We start from the raw sequence: 17,053 nt of genomic DNA on the forward strand, positions 1-17,053 counted from the left end.
GACATCAACCCAAACCTTTGGAAACCGACATCCGTTTTACACATAAAGCACTGGTTGAGCAATGCAAAGCCGGTAATGCTAGTTCACAATATGAGCTGTATGGGCTTTATGTAGATGCTATGTATAATGTTGGAATCCGGTTTTTAGGGAATAAAGAAGAGGCAGAAGATATCGTACAGGATAGTTTTGTAGATGCTTTCAAAAAACTACATAGTTTTAAATATGATAGCAGTTTTGGAGCCTGGTTAAAACGAATTGTGATCAACAAAAGTATTAATCGTCTAAAAGCTAAAAAAATTCCTGTAGTATCGATGGAAATGCATGAGTTTTATCTGGCCGATGAAGAGCCTGCGCATGTTTCTGAAACTGTTGATATTAAAAAGGTTAAGCTCGGTATTGCAAAACTGCCAGAAGGATATCGCCAGATTATCAATTTGTATTTAATAGAGGGGTATGATCATGTAGAAATAGGAGAAATACTTGGCATTTCTACAAATACTTCTAAATCACAATATCATAGAGCGAAGAAAAAACTATTAGAAATTATAAACGAAATGTAATGGACAATTTCGAAAAACATATTAGAGAGAATGCAACTCAGTTTAATGAGCATAAAGCCGATCGAGATAAAATGTGGGCGCATATTTCTTCTGAACTTCAAAAGAAAGAGACTAGGATAATCCCACTTTGGGTTTGGCCAGTGGTGAGAGTAGCTTGTTTTGCGATTCTTTTTCTTGGGATAGGTGGCTTTGTAGGTTTTTCTATTTATAAAAGCACTACCCCAGAACAACAATATGTATCAAAAGAACTACAAGAAATTAATATGCATTACAAAGATGTGCTGGCATATCAAATTTCATTAGTTGAGAAAAACCCAAACCTTTCTAGTGAAGATAAAACAGAGTTTTTGTCTTTTATGGATGAACTTGATGCCGAATACGAACTTCTGCGTTTAGAGTTGCAAAACAATTTGGATAATGAACGTATCCTGGAAGCAATTGTAGCCAACTATCAAAAAAGAATTGAGTTGATTCGCAACTTGTTACAAAAAATTAATGATTCTAAAAACCTAGACAATGATTATGGATACACCTTATAAATTTGTCCTTTTGATGACTTTGTCCCTGTTCTTGATAACAGTGGGTACCGCTCAGGAGAGGGTATCTAAAACCATTGAAAAGACTTTTTCCTTAGCCAATGGAGGAGAGCTAAATTTGGAGAATAAATACGGTAATGTTACCATGACAGGTTGGGATCAAGATAAAGTCGCCGTTACAATACAGATAAAAGTAAACCATCGAAAAAAAGAAAATGCCAAAGATTTACTAAGTAGAATACAACCTGAAATCACTTCTACCAATGGTTATATTTCAATTGTTTCCCAAATAACTAATAAGAATACAGGTTGGTTTGCAGATTTTTTTAATCGCAATAATCCAATCGACTTTGATCGAAGTCACGTAAAAATAGATTATGAGGTATTCTTGCCTAAAAAAGTTAAGCTTCGAATAACTAATCGTTTTGGAGATGTTTTTATCGAAGATTGGAATGGTTTATTGAATGCGGTCATAGAACATGGTGATCTTTGGTTGGGAGAAGATTTGAATAAAGCAGATATCAAATTAAAATTCGGAAAAATAAGAGCAAATAATCTTGACTATGCTTCTGTTACATTGAAGAATGGTGAACTGGATATGGAAAATTCAGAAAACCTACGCCTGAGTAGTGATGGGTCTGATATTAAGATTAATGAGGTGAGCACTTTGGAAATTTATTCTAATAAGGACGATATTATTATTGAACAATTAGATGTAATATCGGGTGACCTAAAGTTTAGTACATTGAATTTAAATCGTCTGTCCAGCAATGTGAATCTGAGCATGAAAATAGTAGATTTTCGAATAAAAGAAATTCTTAACCCGGGTATTAAAATAGAAATAGAGCAGGAGTCATCAGACATTAACCTCAATGTTACCAATTTTCCGCATCGCTTTTCCGCCAGATTAGAACAAGGTGTAGTTCGATTACCCAAGTCGTTTGAACATGTTAGTTCTAATATGATTAATAAGCTAAAAAAGCTTCGTGAAATAGAAGCCTCCTATGGTAAAAGTCCAAAAGGTATTATATCTATCAGTGGTATGAAAGGCATAGTAACTCTAAATGATCTTTAAGCATAAAATAAAAGATATTATCATCAATTAAAATCAGTAAAACCAACAAAATGAACAATCAAAAAACTATTATTTTTTTAGTGCTATCGATGATTTTTTTCGGTGCTTTTGCACAAGATGAAGATGACAAGTATATTACTTTTAATGATCGAAGAAATGTAGTACATGGTGTATATGTGGGATTAAGTCTTGGATATGGTGAAATTGAGGGTGAAGATACATATGTAAGTGGATTAAAGATTGCTTATGTGGCAAATCGACAATTTGAAGTGGGGTTTTTAATGAAAGGTTTGTATTCTAGACAAAATATTTTTAATCCGAGATCAATGGAAAACGACGATCTATTTGCTGGGTACGCAGGTTTTCACTTTGAGCCTATATTTTTTGGTACTTCCAGGGTGAGTTTAGCCTTTCCTCTTTTTATTGGAGGAGGAGTTGCAGGGTACGTAGATCGGAAGACAGTAGAACGTGATGAAGATATCGATATTGGCGATGATGATCTAGACGCGATTTTTGTTGTGGAACCTGGTGTTAGTGCACTTTTTAATATTTCGAGATATGCACAGATAGAAGCGGGAATTAAATACAGGTTTTCTAGCAAAATAGAATTGGTAGATAGTCCAATAGATCGCATTAATGGCTTTACTGGTGAGGTAGGAATAAAACTGGGGATATTCAATATGGGACGAAATCGTTACAAAAAGAAGTTAGACTAATGAATAGTAATATAAACATTCAACGAGAAATTATTGAGACGGTTAAGGTGTATTCAAAGAATGAACAAGTGTTTATAAAAACACGCAACAAAAATTGGCTTCCTATTTCTTTTCGTTGGGTACATCATCAAAAACTACTCTAGCTCCTATAATTTTTTCCACTAAATATTAGTTGGCACTATCAAAATTTGAAGTAAAAAAGCTAGATGTTGCTGCTCAACTATCTGATACTATGGCAGAACTACTTGCCAAAGCCAATGGTGCCGCCCAAGAGAACTCGGTATCTAAGTCGCTACGCGATAAAGCGTTTACACACCTTAAAGAAGCCGTAGACGAGGTGCGGGCTGCTGGCAAATATGCGTTTAAAGCAGACCCAGATCGTTTTAAAGGGTATGTGAGTAGGTACAAAAGGCAATAAACCCACAGTATTGCTATCCCCCGCAGCAGCATCAAGGCTCCCCGTAGCTACATAACTGCTCCCCGCAGTGGTTTACCCTTTCCCCGCTGGTAAAAGAGCCGCCCTCGCAATTGTTTTATACATCCCCGCAGTATACAGACTCTCCCCCGCAGCTGGGACAAGCTTTGTTACTGCGGGGATTGTGTTTTTAAATGCGAGGAAGCGTAGTGATACTGTTGTGAAGAACTGCGAAGCTGAGGGGCGCAGTAAACGTATGCGAGAGGCAATGACAGATGGTGTATTTAATGAAAATTAAATACGCTTGTGTGTTATCTGCTATTAATGTAGCAAGGCAAATTGTTACCTTGCTTTTCGATTTTTCTGGGCAGTGGTTGTTAACTTTTACTTTCTGCAGGCATTACGCCTTTATAAATATACAATAACCAATCGATTGATCACTTTGTTGCTATGATCACATATATGTTGTTGTACAACGTTTTTATTTTTTCATTATTTGCTCTACGTACTTTCTGTGGTTTTGGTATCCGTTATTCTCTGGGTTATCCAAATCAATCATTCCGTCAATTCCGGAGTCATAAATCTGCCAATTTTACTTTTTAGCTAATACAATCAATTCGAAAAGTCCATTTTCTCCATACAACGAAAGCATAAAATTACTTGAATGCTCATTAGAGGAAAAGAAGTCAATTGCGAAGTTTTTTCCGATTATTTCTCTATGATTATCATCCTTTTTTACTCTTTCAAATAAGTTTTCTAAAATTCCACTAAAGTCAGTCGGTTCAAGTTGAGTATCGTCTAATTCTGCAACCGATTCTATTTTTTGTTTTAAATAAAAAAGCACAATATCCCAACTCATAATTTAAAAATTAAATTCACAAATATTTTGATGAATACTAACTATTTTTAAACATTCATCTATTAATTCTGAAACTCTCGAAGTCGGAATTAAAGTGTAATTGTAGACAGTTCCGATTTCATTCTTTTTTGAGGAACCCCATTCGTATTCAGTTCCATTTTCATCAATAATAATGGATTTTCCTTCAAAAACGTCTTGCCATTCAACTCTTTGAGTTAAATCAGTAATGCTCTTGTAGACTATTACTTGGTGTTCGAAATCTATTTTATCAATTAAGAATATCATTAGTTTTGTCAAATGGTGTACAACGGTCTCGTGTATGAGCTGTAGTGGATTTAACGCCACTAGGCTGTCGGTTAGCAAGTTACTTGTTAAAATGCAAAAACGGCTCAAGTACGCACTTGAACCGCTATTGCTTATACACAATGTTAGCTGCTGTTCTTTGTTCTAATTAATGAAACTACTTTACTCCAAAAAGGAATTAAAATATAAACCATTAACGGCACCAGTACAACAGTCAGAACAAAAGTTCTAAGCAGAACTGGCAAATGGTTTAGGTATTCTCCAAATGATAACAATATTCCTGTTATAGCTGGATATATTGCTATCCAAACGATAAATGCTGATTTTAATTTTTTCATCACTTTATAATTTTTAATGATCACTGATTTACATTACAAATGTACTTGCAACTATAAAACTGTGCTAAACCTAAATCATAGCAATTATGACCAAAATCGAAATGACAGTAAAAGCAAAAACCATAGCATAAGACTTGCTATGGCTTGTAGTAAACATGTAAGATTTCATCCTGTAGTTGTAATATCATTAATGTTTTCTAAAACATCATTTGTTAGCAATGGAATTACGTCCAGAGCCTTTAAATTCTGAATAAGTTGTTCTTCTTTAGTAGCTCCTAAAATAGTAGAACTTACATTGGGATTTTTAAGCGTCCAAGCGATAGCTAATGATGCAAGGCTAACACTTAATTCATCTGCTATATTCTGAAGTTTTTGTACTTGTTGCATTTTTTCTTCCTTCAACCATTGGCTGGACAGCCAATCCATTCCTTTTATGGAAAATCTTGAACCTTCAGGAACACCGCTTAAGTATTTTCCTGTAAGAAATCCTGCAGCCAAAGGACTCCAAACCGTAGTGCCTAATCCTATATTTTTGTATATGTCCTTAAACTCATTTTCAATTTTATCTCTTTTTAAAAGGTTGTATTGAGACTGTTCCACTTTTGGGCCAATGAGGTTATATTGTTGTGCAACTCTACGCGCTTCCATTATTTGAACACCACTCCATTCACTAGTGCCCCAATATAAAATCTTACCCTGTTGTATGAGCATATTCATTGTCCATACCACTTCTTCAATTGGTGTGTTTTCATCGGGTCTATGACAAAAGTAAAGGTCTAGATACTCTACCTGTAACCTCTGTAATGCTTCATTACAAGCTTCAATCAGATGTTTTCTGCTTAAACCAACCTGATTAGGTTTGTTATCTTTTCCGTGCCATCCAAAAAATGCTTTTGACGATACAACGAAAGAGCTTCTTTCCCAGTTTTTATTTTTGATAACTCTTCCCATCATTTTCTCACTTTCGCCCAATGCATAGGTTTCGGCATTGTCAAAAAAATTCACACCGTTATCATATGCAATGCCCATAAGTCTATCGGCAAGCTTGCCATCTATTTGTTTATGAAAGCTTACCCAGCTTCCAAAGGAAAGGGCACTTAACTGTAACCCAGTATTCCCCATTCTTCTATATTGCATAATTGATTATTTTAAAGTTTTGATTTATATTTTGAAACAGACATTAAAGATTCATACCTCCAGAAGCTTCAATTCGTTGTCCGGTTATCCATTCACTTTCTTGAGAACACAAAAATGCTACAATACCACCAATATCTTGAGGTTGACCAACTCTGCCAAGTGCTGATTTTGAGGAAAGCACTTCATTAATTTTCTGATTGTCTCTAACCATCCCTCCATTAAAATCTGTTTCAACTGGTCCTGGCGCAATAACATTAGCTGTTATTCCTCTAGCACCTATTTCTTGAGCAAGATATTTAGTAAATGTTTCTATACTTCCCTTGATAGTTGCATAAAGCGCATAACCAGGGATGTAATAACGCGTAGTAGCCGAAGAAACATTGATGATTCGCCCTCCGTTTTGAATAAGAGGTAATAAGTGCTGTGTCAAGAAAAAGACTCCTTTAAGGTGAATATTTGTAAACTGGTCAAAGGTTGTCATATCTACTTGTTCAAATGGTATTGAAACACCTATTCCAGCATTATTAATGAGGAAATCAAAATGTTCAGATTTAAAATGATTCAATAATGTTTGTTTGAAGTTTTCTTTGAAGTCTTCTAAACTTGATAACTCACCAATATCCAATGGTAAAGCAACACTTTTTTGCCCCAAACTTTCAATTGCCTTAACGACTTCTGATGCTTCTTCTTTTTTGCTTCGATATGTAATGATTACATCGTGACCTTTTTTCGCCAGCATTAAGGCAATACTTCTACCGAGACCTCGACTGCCACCAGTTATCAAAGCTATTTTTACTTCTGGTTTCATGATATTTATTTTTTAGTTTAAGAAATCTAAATCTTCTTGTGTCAATGGAATACTACCAGCGACTACATTTTCTTCTAAATGCTTTGGATTTGATGTTCCTGGTATAACAACAATATTATGGGAGTGATGCAACAACCAAGCAAGTGCTATTTGATGAGAAGTAAAACCATATTTTTTTGCGATGGTTTCTAACTTTTGCTTGCCGTAAATATTGCCTGAATCTAAAGGATACCAAGGCAAAAATGCTATGCTATGTTCAGCTGTAAACTCTAAAACATCTTCCCATTTTCTATTACCATAACTGTATTGATTTTGTACACTTGCTATCGGTGCATATGTCATCGCCTCTTGTAGTTGTTGAAGACTAACTTCTGATAGTCCAATATGCTTGATAAGTCCTTCTTTTTGAGCCTCCGCTAAAAACTCAATCTGTTCTGATAGAGGAATTGCAGTGTCTACACGATGTAATTGATAAAGGTCAATCTGCTCAACTTTTAATCGCTTTAAACTTCCTTCTAGTGCTTGACGCATGCGCTTTGGGTTGTTATTGATAACCCAACTCCCATTAGGTCTTTCGTAACCTACCTTGGTAGCAACAACAGTTTGAAGATTATAAGGATGCAACGCTTCTGCTATCAACTCTTCTGAAATATATGGACCGTAACTATCAGCCGTATCAATAAAATTAATGCCAAGGCCCTTTGTTTTCTTCAAAAGATTTATAACTTCTCCTTTATCATCCGGATGTCCATATCCGCCATTACCAGTTGTCTTTAAGGCACCGAATCCAAGGCGCTTCACTTCTAAATCTCCTCCTATTTTGAAGGTGCTATTTTGTGCTATAGTTTTCATTTTCTTGATTTTTATAGTATTAATAATTAATTACACTACAAATTTACCTGTGAAGTCCCTTACAGATTAAACCAAAAAACAAGAAGAAATGACCAATTTTAAGTATTGCGCAATTGAAGCGGTGTTTTGCCTGTTTTTTTCTTTACAAAACGCACAAAATGGGTAGGGTTATCAAAGTGTAAATCATATGCAATTTCACTTACGGTTTTTGAAGTTTGCAGTAATAAAGATTTTGCTTCTTGCAGTTTTCTATTATGAATAAGCTGCAAAGCTGTATTACCAGTTAAGCTTTTAATCACATAGTTTAAATGGGTAGGGTGAAGGGATAAAGAATTTGCAAATTCTTTGACTGATTTTAGTACTTCTTCTTTATCCGTTCCATATTGTTGTTCAATTAATAGGTTATAATTATTTAGGATACGTTTATCGGAATCTTCAATAATAGAATTTGTCCCTATTTTTTCTTTATAAAGATTTTTAGATTCCAGTAACAAGATATTGAGGTATGACCTAAAGATATCTTCTTTGTTTGATAAGTCTTGATTAGATAATGAGATAATATTTTCACACGTTCGCTGTAAATGATTGCTCTCCTCAGGGCTTATCTTTATACTCATTGAAGCATTTTGAGTAAAAAACGGAAAATCTGAATGCAATTTATTCTTTTTATGAACTATCGAATAGAAGTCAGAAGTAAAGTATAGGACATAGCCAGTCATTGGTGCAATACTCTCCCAGGACTGAATATGTCCTTCTCCAGAGAAAAAAAGTGTATTATTTTGAAGCTGTGCAGTGTTCTGGTTGTTATGCATATCTATTTCTCCACTTAATATCAGCATTATTTTAAAGAAACGCTTACGATATGGAGGCATACTTTCTGGAATTACTTTCGCTGTCTCTTCTAGTCGAGCAATGGAAAATCCGTTATAAATGATTCCTTCAAAATTTATAAAATCCTGATAGGCTTTGATGGTTGAAAAGGTATGTATGCCGTCTATTTTCAAATCTATTAATTATCTTTTTTGCAATTGCAGCTAACGTATATAGTTATCTTTTGTAAATATATTTTCTATAAAAATAACAGTATTGGTGATAAGAAAATATATGATTTTTATGTTTTTAGTTATCTATAAAGGAGAAACAAGCAAAAATTGGCTTCCTATTTCTTTTCGTTGGGTACGATCAGGAACATCATTTCATAAAGTGTAGTTAATTGTATGAAGAGGAAAATGGGTGACGCAATAAATAGGGTAATCCTTTAGCAAAATATATCGCTAGGAGATTACCCTATTTCATTTTATTGTTTCACGGCTTTTAAAACATCTATTTTTCCATAACCATATCTATTACTTCTATTGGGGTAGTACTCACCAGCTTTCTGCATCTTTTCTAGAACTTGTTCACGGGTCATTTCTGGATTTGTAGCCCAAACCAATGCTGCTATACCTGCGGTGGTAGCCGTGGCGATTGAAGATCCTCCAACGACATTTCTAACATCTGATCTATACCCTAAAACTGGCATTGTTCGGTCTGAATCTTCATCTCTTTGCATCATTACGGTAAAATCAATTTTTCTTCCATCATGACATATATTACAACGTTTCCCATTTTCTCTAATACCAGTAACAGCAACAGTCTCTTTCATACTTGCAGGGAAAATCACGGCGTACCAGTTGGTAAAGGTGGTAGACGTGCCTCCCGCAGCGATAATCATTTTTCCTTTGGAATGAGCATATTTTACGGCATCTTTTATGTTGCCTACAGTCCATACCCATCCTATAGACATTGAAATTACCTTAACATCGGATCTATCTGCTAACTCCATTAGTGCTTTACTCACAGATCTTCTTTCTTTCCTGCTGTCCAATAGAACATCTCCCGTTCCTCTATACGATACTAGGTTACAATTATAAGCTACACCAACGGGCATCGCGTCATCGTTTCTTGGGCCTGCAATTGCAGCAGACATAGCTGTACCATGACCACAATCATCTACAACCGAACTATCAAAAGTACCTAATTTTTCAACTGTTCTTCCTGTAGAAAATCCATCATTAAAATTACTCCCTAGAAACTTTTGACTATCAGAAATTCCAGAATCAATAATTCCCACTGTTATTCCAGCACCCGTGCTATATTGCCATGCCTGAGGAATGTTATGTATATCAAACGTCCAGGGAATCCAGCTACCAGGATTAGTAACTCTATAATCATTTGGGTTTACAGGTCTTCCATCTCTTGCACAACCAAAGTTCTTTTGAATTTCTTCATTTTTAAGGAAAAAGGTATATGAGCTGGGTTCCATATACCTTATTTTATCCATTTTTTGAAGCTCTTTGATCGTTTTGAGGCTTGAAACTTTGACTTCAATATACTGCAAAACCTCTTGTTCCTCTGTAACCAAGGCTGATTTTGCTTTATTTTCATTAGCCTCTAAGATGGAAAGTATGTTTTCTTTTATTGTTTCGACTTCAGAAGACTTTTGGCCAGAAAAATTTACTTGTGTTCCATATCCTATATTTAGATATCCGCCTCCATGTTTTACCGCGCTCCATAGTATATTGGCTGGAGTCTTAAGCCATAGTACATCTCCTTTTTCTTTTAATTGTTTTTCTATGTATGAATTCACCTCTTCAATTGATAAGAGTTCTTGGGTTTCTTCAACTAGTTCTCCATTTGGGATGTTTTCATTTACTTTTTCTTTTGTACAGGATACAATAAGAACTAAACCAATGATTAAAAATTGAATTTTTTTCATTTAATAAGATTTTCGAGTTTGTGTTATTTTGTGTGAGGTTTTTAGTTGGTTGAGTTTTTTGGTTATCTCCTCCTTTCTTTTTTGGCTTTTTAATACTATTCAAACCCAGTCAAAACCTTACTTAATTCAGGTTTTGACTGGTTTATTTTCTATTCTAAGTGTTTATTTACTACTGTTTAATAATTCGGGTAGTATTAATTTGAGTACCATTATTAATTTTGAGTAAGTAAGTGCCATTGGGAATTTTATGTACCATATCACTTATTTCTATATTTCCTTGATTGAGCTTGTTAGACTTATCAAGTTTTTGATGTATTAGTTTACCAGTAATATCAAATAAGGATATTGTTATTTCTGATGTTTTAGAACTGTTATATGTAAGCATGAGTTTTTTTCCATCAGTTGGATTGGGATATACTACCACAGTATTGGTAAGAAAAGTATCATCTAGTATAGTATTGTTTTGTTTGGATAAACTGCTAATAGTTACATCTAAATTTCCTGGTGTTGACCAGTTTCCTGCGGCGTCTCTTACCAAACTTTTTACTTTACCATTTCTTCTTCTCATATCTTTGGTTACTGCACTACCAGCTGTTATAGTTTGGCTGCTACCAGCTCTAAATTTGTACACTTTAAGATCATCAAATTCTACTACGGTTTTATTTGTTCTTAAAGAGATCGAACTACCATTTTTGATGGGTGATGTATCTGTCCATTTCAATACTGATTTGTTATTCTTGAAGACTTCTAATACTCCAAAAGCAGGACTATAGGTAATCTTATAATTTGCCCACTTATTATCTTGAGGTGTATCGCCAATGGCTCTTGTATTAAGTACATTGTTTACGGTTTCATAAATACGCACTTTATTATCTTCACCACTAAACCATATAAGATAGGAGTTCCCTCGTTGTGATAAATTGCTATCACTTGCCATGATATGTATTCCAAACTTCCTAGGGCCAGAGGTAGATTCGACTTTGGCAGCAAACTCGTATAAGTAGGGTAACCCAGAGTTTTGAGATAGGAATGAACTAAGTTGCGTATTATCAGAACTGGTATTAGATTGTCTAAGATGTTTGTTGTTAATAGACCAGTTTCCTGCTCCTATGGTATACCCAGAATAGAGCACGTTGCAGTTATCATTAAAGAAACCGTTCCCTCGGTTGGCATACCAGTTATCTCCGTATTTCTCCAAAGCCTGATAGAACCTTCTTGTTACTTCAATATTATCATTATCGGTAAAGTTTGCGGTAAAATCTCCCGCTTGGGTAGTTCCGCCACTAGCACCAATACTAGTAGTAGGAGCAGTGGTATCTCCAGAAGGCGGAGGGGGTGGAGTTCCTCCTCCAGAACAGTTGCCCAAGCTATTTTTGAGTGCTGTTACATAAGCATCAGCAAACCGATCTCTCCAGGTATCATTAAGTAACTTATTTCTATCGGCAGAGTCTACAAAGCCAATCTCGTTTAATATACCTATTGCATTGTTTTGGTTTAATACACCTAGTGTAAATCCTAAATAAGGACGATCTTCAGAAGACCTGCGATCTACCCATTGCCCTTCAGCAACCATTTGATCTTGAATTTCTCTAGAAAAACGACTGTTGCTTGCGTTGGGTGAATTACTAGATCTGGACCAGAAGGTCTCCGTCCCAGTGCCTCCACCACCATTACAATGTATACTAATAAATCGGTCTGCATTCCAGTTATTAGACATCGTTCTACGTTGCGTAAGAGAGACCCAACCATTCCTTGTGGTTCTTGTCATTCTTACTGTCCAATTACCACAACTATTTTGCAGTTTTGCACGAAGTTTTAATCCCACAGCAAGTGCTGTGGCATGTTCAGTTTCTGTCCTTCCATCGGGGTCGGCACCAGTAGATGTATATCCGTGTCCTGGATCAATAACAACGACTTGAGCACGACTTGTTTTTGAAAATAGCATTACCGCCAATAAGACCATAATGCCAATAGTATGATTTAAATATTTATATATGTTCATGGTTTACTTGTTTAGATTAAAATCTGCGATAAATATGGCTCCGGTTTTTTCATCAGAAAACGCAATTTGCTTTCCATTTGGAGATATATCTCCCCACATTTCGACGGTATCTGGTGTGGCCGTTAGTTGTATCTTTTTTGAAGATCTTGCGGATATATAAAATAAATCTGAAGCAGATACAGTATGACCATCTTCACTCTTATCCTCAAAAGTGACTACCCCGCTACTATCTGGAAGCCAACTACTTGCTAAACCTATCCCCAGATCTTTTCTTTGGTCTTTTCCTGAAATACGGTAACTATACATATTAGCACCTTGATGCACCACAACGTATTCTTGATTTGGAGAAACGATAGGGTGATAAAATTGACCATCCTCCTTAGTAATTACCCAGGGTTTGCCATTTACTCCTTTTTTTGCTTCAAGTTTTAAGGTTTTCTGGTTAATGTATACTAGCAGATTATCACCAGATTTTGTTTGAGCTACCATTTTGGTATTATCAGGATGTACACCTGCTAATACTTTTTCCTTTTTAGATACGAGATTAATGCTCTTTACCTCAAGGTTAGAAAAAGTTCCTCCTATGGGTTTTTCTCTGAATATGATATTGTTGCTGTCAATTGACCAATTAGCTAAATACCCGATTCCTTCTCCACTTTTTACTTTTTCTACTTTATTACTTTTTTTGAGATCTATAAAAAATAAAGTACTGTTTTCATGATTTGTAAAAAGTATTTTTTCCCCATCTGGCGACCATATTGGTGTGCTAAAATCTCCTCCAGAAGTAATAGGCGTTACATTGGTTAGATAAGATTGTGAATACCCTATTACACTGATTAAACAGCATAGTATTCTTAAAGTTATTAGTTTAAAAGTTTTCATAAAGTTGAGGTTTCGATTAATTATTCTGAAATAACTTAGAGTTATTCAGTTGTATTGAGGTGTATATTGTTTGAGATCACATTATTGTAGATAAGTGAGACTCTATTGTTTTGTGATTTTTATAGTATTGGTTATGTGGTCAAGAGATACCTTAATTATATATTGTCCTTTTTGAAGATCAGCTATAAAACCACTAAGATCCATAGTTCTTTCATTTATGCCCTTGTAGTAATCTTGAGTGGATTTAAGTTTTCTTCCTAGCATATCATAAATAGAAACATATGCTGTATTCTTGGATGAAGAATGATAATTCATTCGCAGTTTCTTTCCATCAGTTGGATTGGGATATACTATTACAGTATTGGTAAGAAAAGTATCATCTAGTATAGTATTGTTCTGCTTTGATAAGCTACTAATAGTTACATCTAAATTTCCTGGTGTTGACCAGTTTCCTGCGGCGTCTCTTACCAAACTTTTTACTTTACCATTTCTTCTTCTCATATCTTTGGTTACCGCACTACCAGCTGTTATAGTTTGGCTGCTGCCTGCTCTAAATTTGTACACTTTAAGATCATCAAATTCTACTAAGGTTTTATTTGTTCTTAAAGAGATCGAACTACCATTTTTGATGGGTGATGTATCTGTCCATTTCAATACTGATTTGTTATTCTTGAAGACTTCTAATACTCCAAAAGCAGGGCTATAGGTAATCTTATAATTTGCCCACTTATTGTCTTGAGGAGCATCGCCAATGGCTCTGGTATTAAGTACATTGTTTACGGTTTCATAAATACGCACCTTATTGTCTTCACCACTAAACCATATAAGATAGGAGTTCCCACGTTGTGATAAATTGCTATCGCTTGCCATGATATGTATTCCAAACTTTCTAGGACCAGAGGTAGATTCGACTTTGGCAGCAAACTCGTATAAGTAGGGTAACCCAGAGTTTTGAGATAGGAATGAACTAAGTTGCGTATTATCAGAACTGGTATTAGATTGTCTAAGATGTTTGTTGTTAATAGACCAGTTTCCTGCTCCAATGGTATACCCAGAATAGAGCACGTTGCAATTATCATTAAAGAAACCGTTACCTCGGTTGGCATACCAGTTATCTCCGTATTTCTCTAAAGCCTGGTAGAATCTTCTTGTTACTTCAATATTATCATTATCGGTAATGTTTGCGGTAAAATCTCCAGCTTGGGTAGTTCCGCCACTAGCACCAATACTAGTAGTAGGAGCAGTGGTGTCTCCGGAAGGTGGAGGGGGTGGGGTTACTACACTATTATTAGAGCGATAACGATAATCTTGTCTTGGCTCTCCAATCCCAGTGAAACGTCCTTTGGTAGAAGCATTACCTCCAGCAGCTCGCCACTCAAAATGAATATGATCTCCTGTGGATCCCCCAGTGGTTCCTTCCTTTGCAATTACTTGTCCTCTGCTAACGGTTTGACCTTGATTGACCAAGTTGACCTTGTTGTGAGCGTAATAGGTTCTTGTACCATCACTATGCCTTATAATCACTAACCTACCATATCCACTGGTTAGGCTACCACTTATCCCTGAAAAAGAAACGACTCCGCTGGCTGAAGCTCTAACATTTTGATCACTAGATAAGGATGTGGCAAAATCAATGGCAGGATATGAGTGATGTCCACCTGGACCAAAAATGTTACATCTGCCAACGTGGGTATGAGAACCAACAGGTCCCGGAGTACCGTGTCTAGAAACGCATAGATCTACTCCTGCATCCCAAGGCAAATAGTAGTTTAAGTTAGAAAATTTTAGTTGTTGTGTTTTCTGGTTTTTATAAATTTGGTTTTTCCATCCAATGATTTGAAGGTACTCGCCCTTTTCTTTAAGTATAGTTTTTACTTTTTTACTTTTTATGTTGTATTCTAAGATAACATCGGTGTTACCATGTAAATTATCGACTTTGTTATCTAATGAACCTACAAAATAAAAACGATCTCTCGTCGGTGAAAGCAAAGGGGTTTTCATGTAATCGAATGAGACATCAAGGTTTTCAAGCTGCTTAGATTCGAGATCAAGTATCCAAATTCCTTGATGTTCCTCGGCAGCATCCAAAAAAATACCTTCAACATAAATTTTATTTGGATTTTGAGTCCATGCGATTGGTTTAAAAGCAATCTCCGATCTATTCGTATTTTTTTTATAGATCAGATTACTTTGCTGTCCATGAGAAGTATTTATTTTTTTTAATCTAAAAGCTCCCCCTATTTGTTCTCTTTCAAGAAAAACCCATATGTTGGGATCAAAAGGGCTTTGCAATCCTTGGAAAAAATCATAAGATTTAGATAGGATCAAATCCTTAGAGATTTGATCGGCATAATAAGTTATTCGATCTAACGAAATGGGTCGGTGGCTTACAGTTGTACTTTTGTTGACTTTACCTATTTTAGGTATTGGTTCTACAAGATTAGTAATTAAAAAATCCTGGTTTTTTTTGATGATAAGTTCCTGAGAATGTACAAGTGTCGAATGGATAAGAAGAAACAATATCCATTTTAGGGTAAAAGTTTTCATTACGAGTGAGTTTGTCGTTAAGATTATTCAATAATTAGGTGAGCCTATTTTGAGTATATAAGCTTCGATAAAATGCTGTAATGGTATTTTTATGATATTACAGGAAGTAAGGTTTGTCTAATGTTTGGTTAAGTGCTCATTACTATAATACATGTTTTCATAGTTTAGGTTTTAAGTTTGATGCATCAGAGTATACGCTGCTAAAGTACTCATACTCATTCCTAAAAAAAATAGGTACATGTTCTTATTTCTATGAAAGGATAGAATTAATAGATGAATAACATAGTTGATAAAAAGATCAAAATAAACAGATTCTTAGAATGTTGAAATTCCGGGAAAAGTAGTAGTGTTTTTTAGCTCCAAAGCATATTTTAGAAGAGCATTACTACCTTGTAAGTTTAATTTGTTACAGATATTTTGGCGATGATTTTTTATGGTCTTTACACTTTTGAAAAACTCCAAGGCAATTTCTTTATTTGTTTTTCCTTTAGCCACTTGTTGTAAAATTTTAATTTCTGTTTTTGAAAGCTTTTCAAGTGGATTGTTCCAATTTTCGTTTACCGTTTTAGAATACCATTTATCCCTGAACTTTTTACTTATATAGGGTTTGTCATGTATAGCTCTCCAAGCACATTTTTTCATGCTTTCTACGGTATCTGCTTTATACAAAACCCAACTAATTTCAAGATGTTTTAATATGCTTTTAAGATGAGGATCCAAATCAAAAGTCATGATTACTATTTTAGTTTTTTTAGCATGGAGCTTGGTAAATTGAGCTAATTCTATACCGGAATTATTGGAATTTAGGGTTGCGTCAATAATTATAAAGTCAGGTTGTAGTTCAATTATTTTTTTTCTCAGTTTATTCAAGTCACTTATGTCGTCATGCAGCCTAAAAACTAACTCTTTTGGGGCTTCTAGCATTGCTTTTATTCCAAGTCTTTTTAGAGGATCCTCATAAGCAACAATCACGTCAAATGCTCTCATAATTAAATTCAATTAGTTCGATTTGTGGAGAACTATTTTTAGAAAATAGTTTTGTTAATATAATAATATTTGATTGAAAAAATCACTAAAATCGAATTTATGAAGCCTAGTTTTCAATAAAAATTTAAAAAATATAGATATAATATGTTTTAGTTTTACTGCTATAAAAGATGGATAAAAATGATAAGAATAGAGATAAATTTAGTTGAATTTGATTTAAACTCTTGAGGATTGATTCTTAACAATAACCTGAATTTGTTTAGAAATGAATCTTGTTT

17 protein-coding genes are annotated in these 17,053 nt (G+C 34.9%); 5 read left to right on the top strand and 12 right to left on the bottom strand.

Going from position 1 to position 17,053, the window contains the following annotated elements; translation table 11 throughout:
- The first annotated feature begins 17 nt into the window (after window positions 1-17).
- The 5 genes from M0D21_RS06840 to M0D21_RS06860 all read left to right on the top strand — a co-directional run bounded on the left by M0D21_RS06840 (window position 18) and on the right by M0D21_RS06860 (window position 3,305).
- Window positions 18-560: an RNA polymerase sigma factor gene (locus tag M0D21_RS06840; protein WP_248327709.1), complete on the top strand. Its 543-nt coding sequence runs from the start codon at window positions 18-20 to the stop codon at window positions 558-560.
- The gene (locus M0D21_RS06845) at window positions 560-1,099 is read left to right on the top strand and encodes a hypothetical protein (RefSeq protein WP_248327711.1); all 540 of its coding nucleotides are present in this window, start codon (window positions 560-562) and stop codon (window positions 1,097-1,099) included. The genes M0D21_RS06840 and M0D21_RS06845 overlap by 1 nt, the downstream gene beginning before the upstream one ends.
- A complete protein-coding gene (locus tag M0D21_RS06850; protein ID WP_248327713.1) occupies window positions 1,077-2,171 on the top strand; it encodes a DUF4097 domain-containing protein in 1,095 nt (364 codons plus the stop codon). The genes M0D21_RS06845 and M0D21_RS06850 overlap by 23 nt, the downstream gene beginning before the upstream one ends.
- A 50-nt stretch (window positions 2,172-2,221) precedes the next feature.
- On the top strand, window positions 2,222-2,887 hold the full coding sequence (locus M0D21_RS06855; protein WP_248327715.1) for a hypothetical protein: 666 nt from the start codon (window positions 2,222-2,224) through the stop codon (window positions 2,885-2,887).
- A 172-nt stretch (window positions 2,888-3,059) separates the two neighbouring features.
- Complete coding sequence (locus M0D21_RS06860; protein ID WP_248327717.1) at window positions 3,060-3,305, top strand: hypothetical protein; 246 nt, start codon at window positions 3,060-3,062, stop codon at window positions 3,303-3,305.
- A 589-nt stretch (window positions 3,306-3,894) separates the two neighbouring features.
- Here the strand turns inward: M0D21_RS06860 and M0D21_RS06865 are convergent.
- The 12 genes from M0D21_RS06865 to M0D21_RS06920 form a co-directional block, all read right to left on the bottom strand.
- On the bottom strand, window positions 3,895-4,161 hold the full coding sequence (locus tag M0D21_RS06865) for a hypothetical protein (protein WP_248327719.1): 267 nt from the start codon (window positions 4,159-4,161) through the stop codon (window positions 3,895-3,897).
- A 3-nt stretch (window positions 4,162-4,164) separates the two neighbouring features.
- Entirely contained in the window at window positions 4,165-4,446 is a 282-nt protein-coding gene (locus M0D21_RS06870) for a hypothetical protein (RefSeq protein ID WP_248327721.1), read from the bottom strand.
- A gap of 143 nt (window positions 4,447-4,589) precedes the next feature.
- Window positions 4,590-4,802, bottom strand: a complete 213-nt coding sequence (locus tag M0D21_RS06875) for a hypothetical protein (protein WP_248327723.1) — start codon at window positions 4,800-4,802, stop codon at window positions 4,590-4,592.
- Window positions 4,803-4,967: 165 nt separating this feature from the next.
- Window positions 4,968-5,939 (bottom strand): aldo/keto reductase, encoded by a 972-nt coding sequence (locus M0D21_RS06880; protein WP_248327725.1) that lies wholly within the window; start codon window positions 5,937-5,939, stop codon window positions 4,968-4,970.
- Window positions 5,940-5,982: 43 nt separating this feature from the next.
- A complete protein-coding gene (locus tag M0D21_RS06885; protein ID WP_248327728.1) occupies window positions 5,983-6,747 on the bottom strand; it encodes an SDR family NAD(P)-dependent oxidoreductase in 765 nt (254 codons plus the stop codon).
- A gap of 12 nt (window positions 6,748-6,759) precedes the next feature.
- Window positions 6,760-7,599, bottom strand: coding sequence for an aldo/keto reductase (locus M0D21_RS06890; RefSeq protein ID WP_248327730.1), 840 nt, complete (start codon window positions 7,597-7,599; stop codon window positions 6,760-6,762).
- 98 nt (window positions 7,600-7,697) lie between these two features.
- A complete protein-coding gene (locus M0D21_RS06895) occupies window positions 7,698-8,603 on the bottom strand; it encodes a helix-turn-helix domain-containing protein (protein ID WP_248327732.1) in 906 nt (301 codons plus the stop codon).
- 293 nt (window positions 8,604-8,896) lie between these two features.
- Window positions 8,897-10,357, bottom strand: a complete 1,461-nt coding sequence (locus M0D21_RS06900) for a S8 family peptidase (protein ID WP_248327734.1) — start codon at window positions 10,355-10,357, stop codon at window positions 8,897-8,899.
- Between the two features lie 169 nt (window positions 10,358-10,526).
- Entirely contained in the window at window positions 10,527-12,359 is a 1,833-nt protein-coding gene (locus tag M0D21_RS06905) for an N-acetylmuramoyl-L-alanine amidase (protein ID WP_248327737.1), read from the bottom strand.
- A 3-nt stretch (window positions 12,360-12,362) separates the two neighbouring features.
- The gene (locus tag M0D21_RS06910) at window positions 12,363-13,241 is read right to left on the bottom strand and encodes a TolB family protein (protein ID WP_248327739.1); all 879 of its coding nucleotides are present in this window, start codon (window positions 13,239-13,241) and stop codon (window positions 12,363-12,365) included.
- A 102-nt stretch (window positions 13,242-13,343) separates the two neighbouring features.
- Window positions 13,344-15,788 (bottom strand): peptidoglycan DD-metalloendopeptidase family protein, encoded by a 2,445-nt coding sequence (locus M0D21_RS06915; RefSeq protein WP_248327741.1) that lies wholly within the window; start codon window positions 15,786-15,788, stop codon window positions 13,344-13,346.
- Between the two features lie 315 nt (window positions 15,789-16,103).
- The gene (locus tag M0D21_RS06920) at window positions 16,104-16,775 is read right to left on the bottom strand and encodes a helix-turn-helix transcriptional regulator (RefSeq protein ID WP_248327743.1); all 672 of its coding nucleotides are present in this window, start codon (window positions 16,773-16,775) and stop codon (window positions 16,104-16,106) included.
- Between the last annotated feature and the right edge of the window lie 278 nt (window positions 16,776-17,053).

Origin of the sequence: Aquimarina acroporae (assembly GCF_023195925.1) — a bacterium.
GTDB classification, from domain to species: domain Bacteria; phylum Bacteroidota; class Bacteroidia; order Flavobacteriales; family Flavobacteriaceae; genus Aquimarina; species Aquimarina acroporae.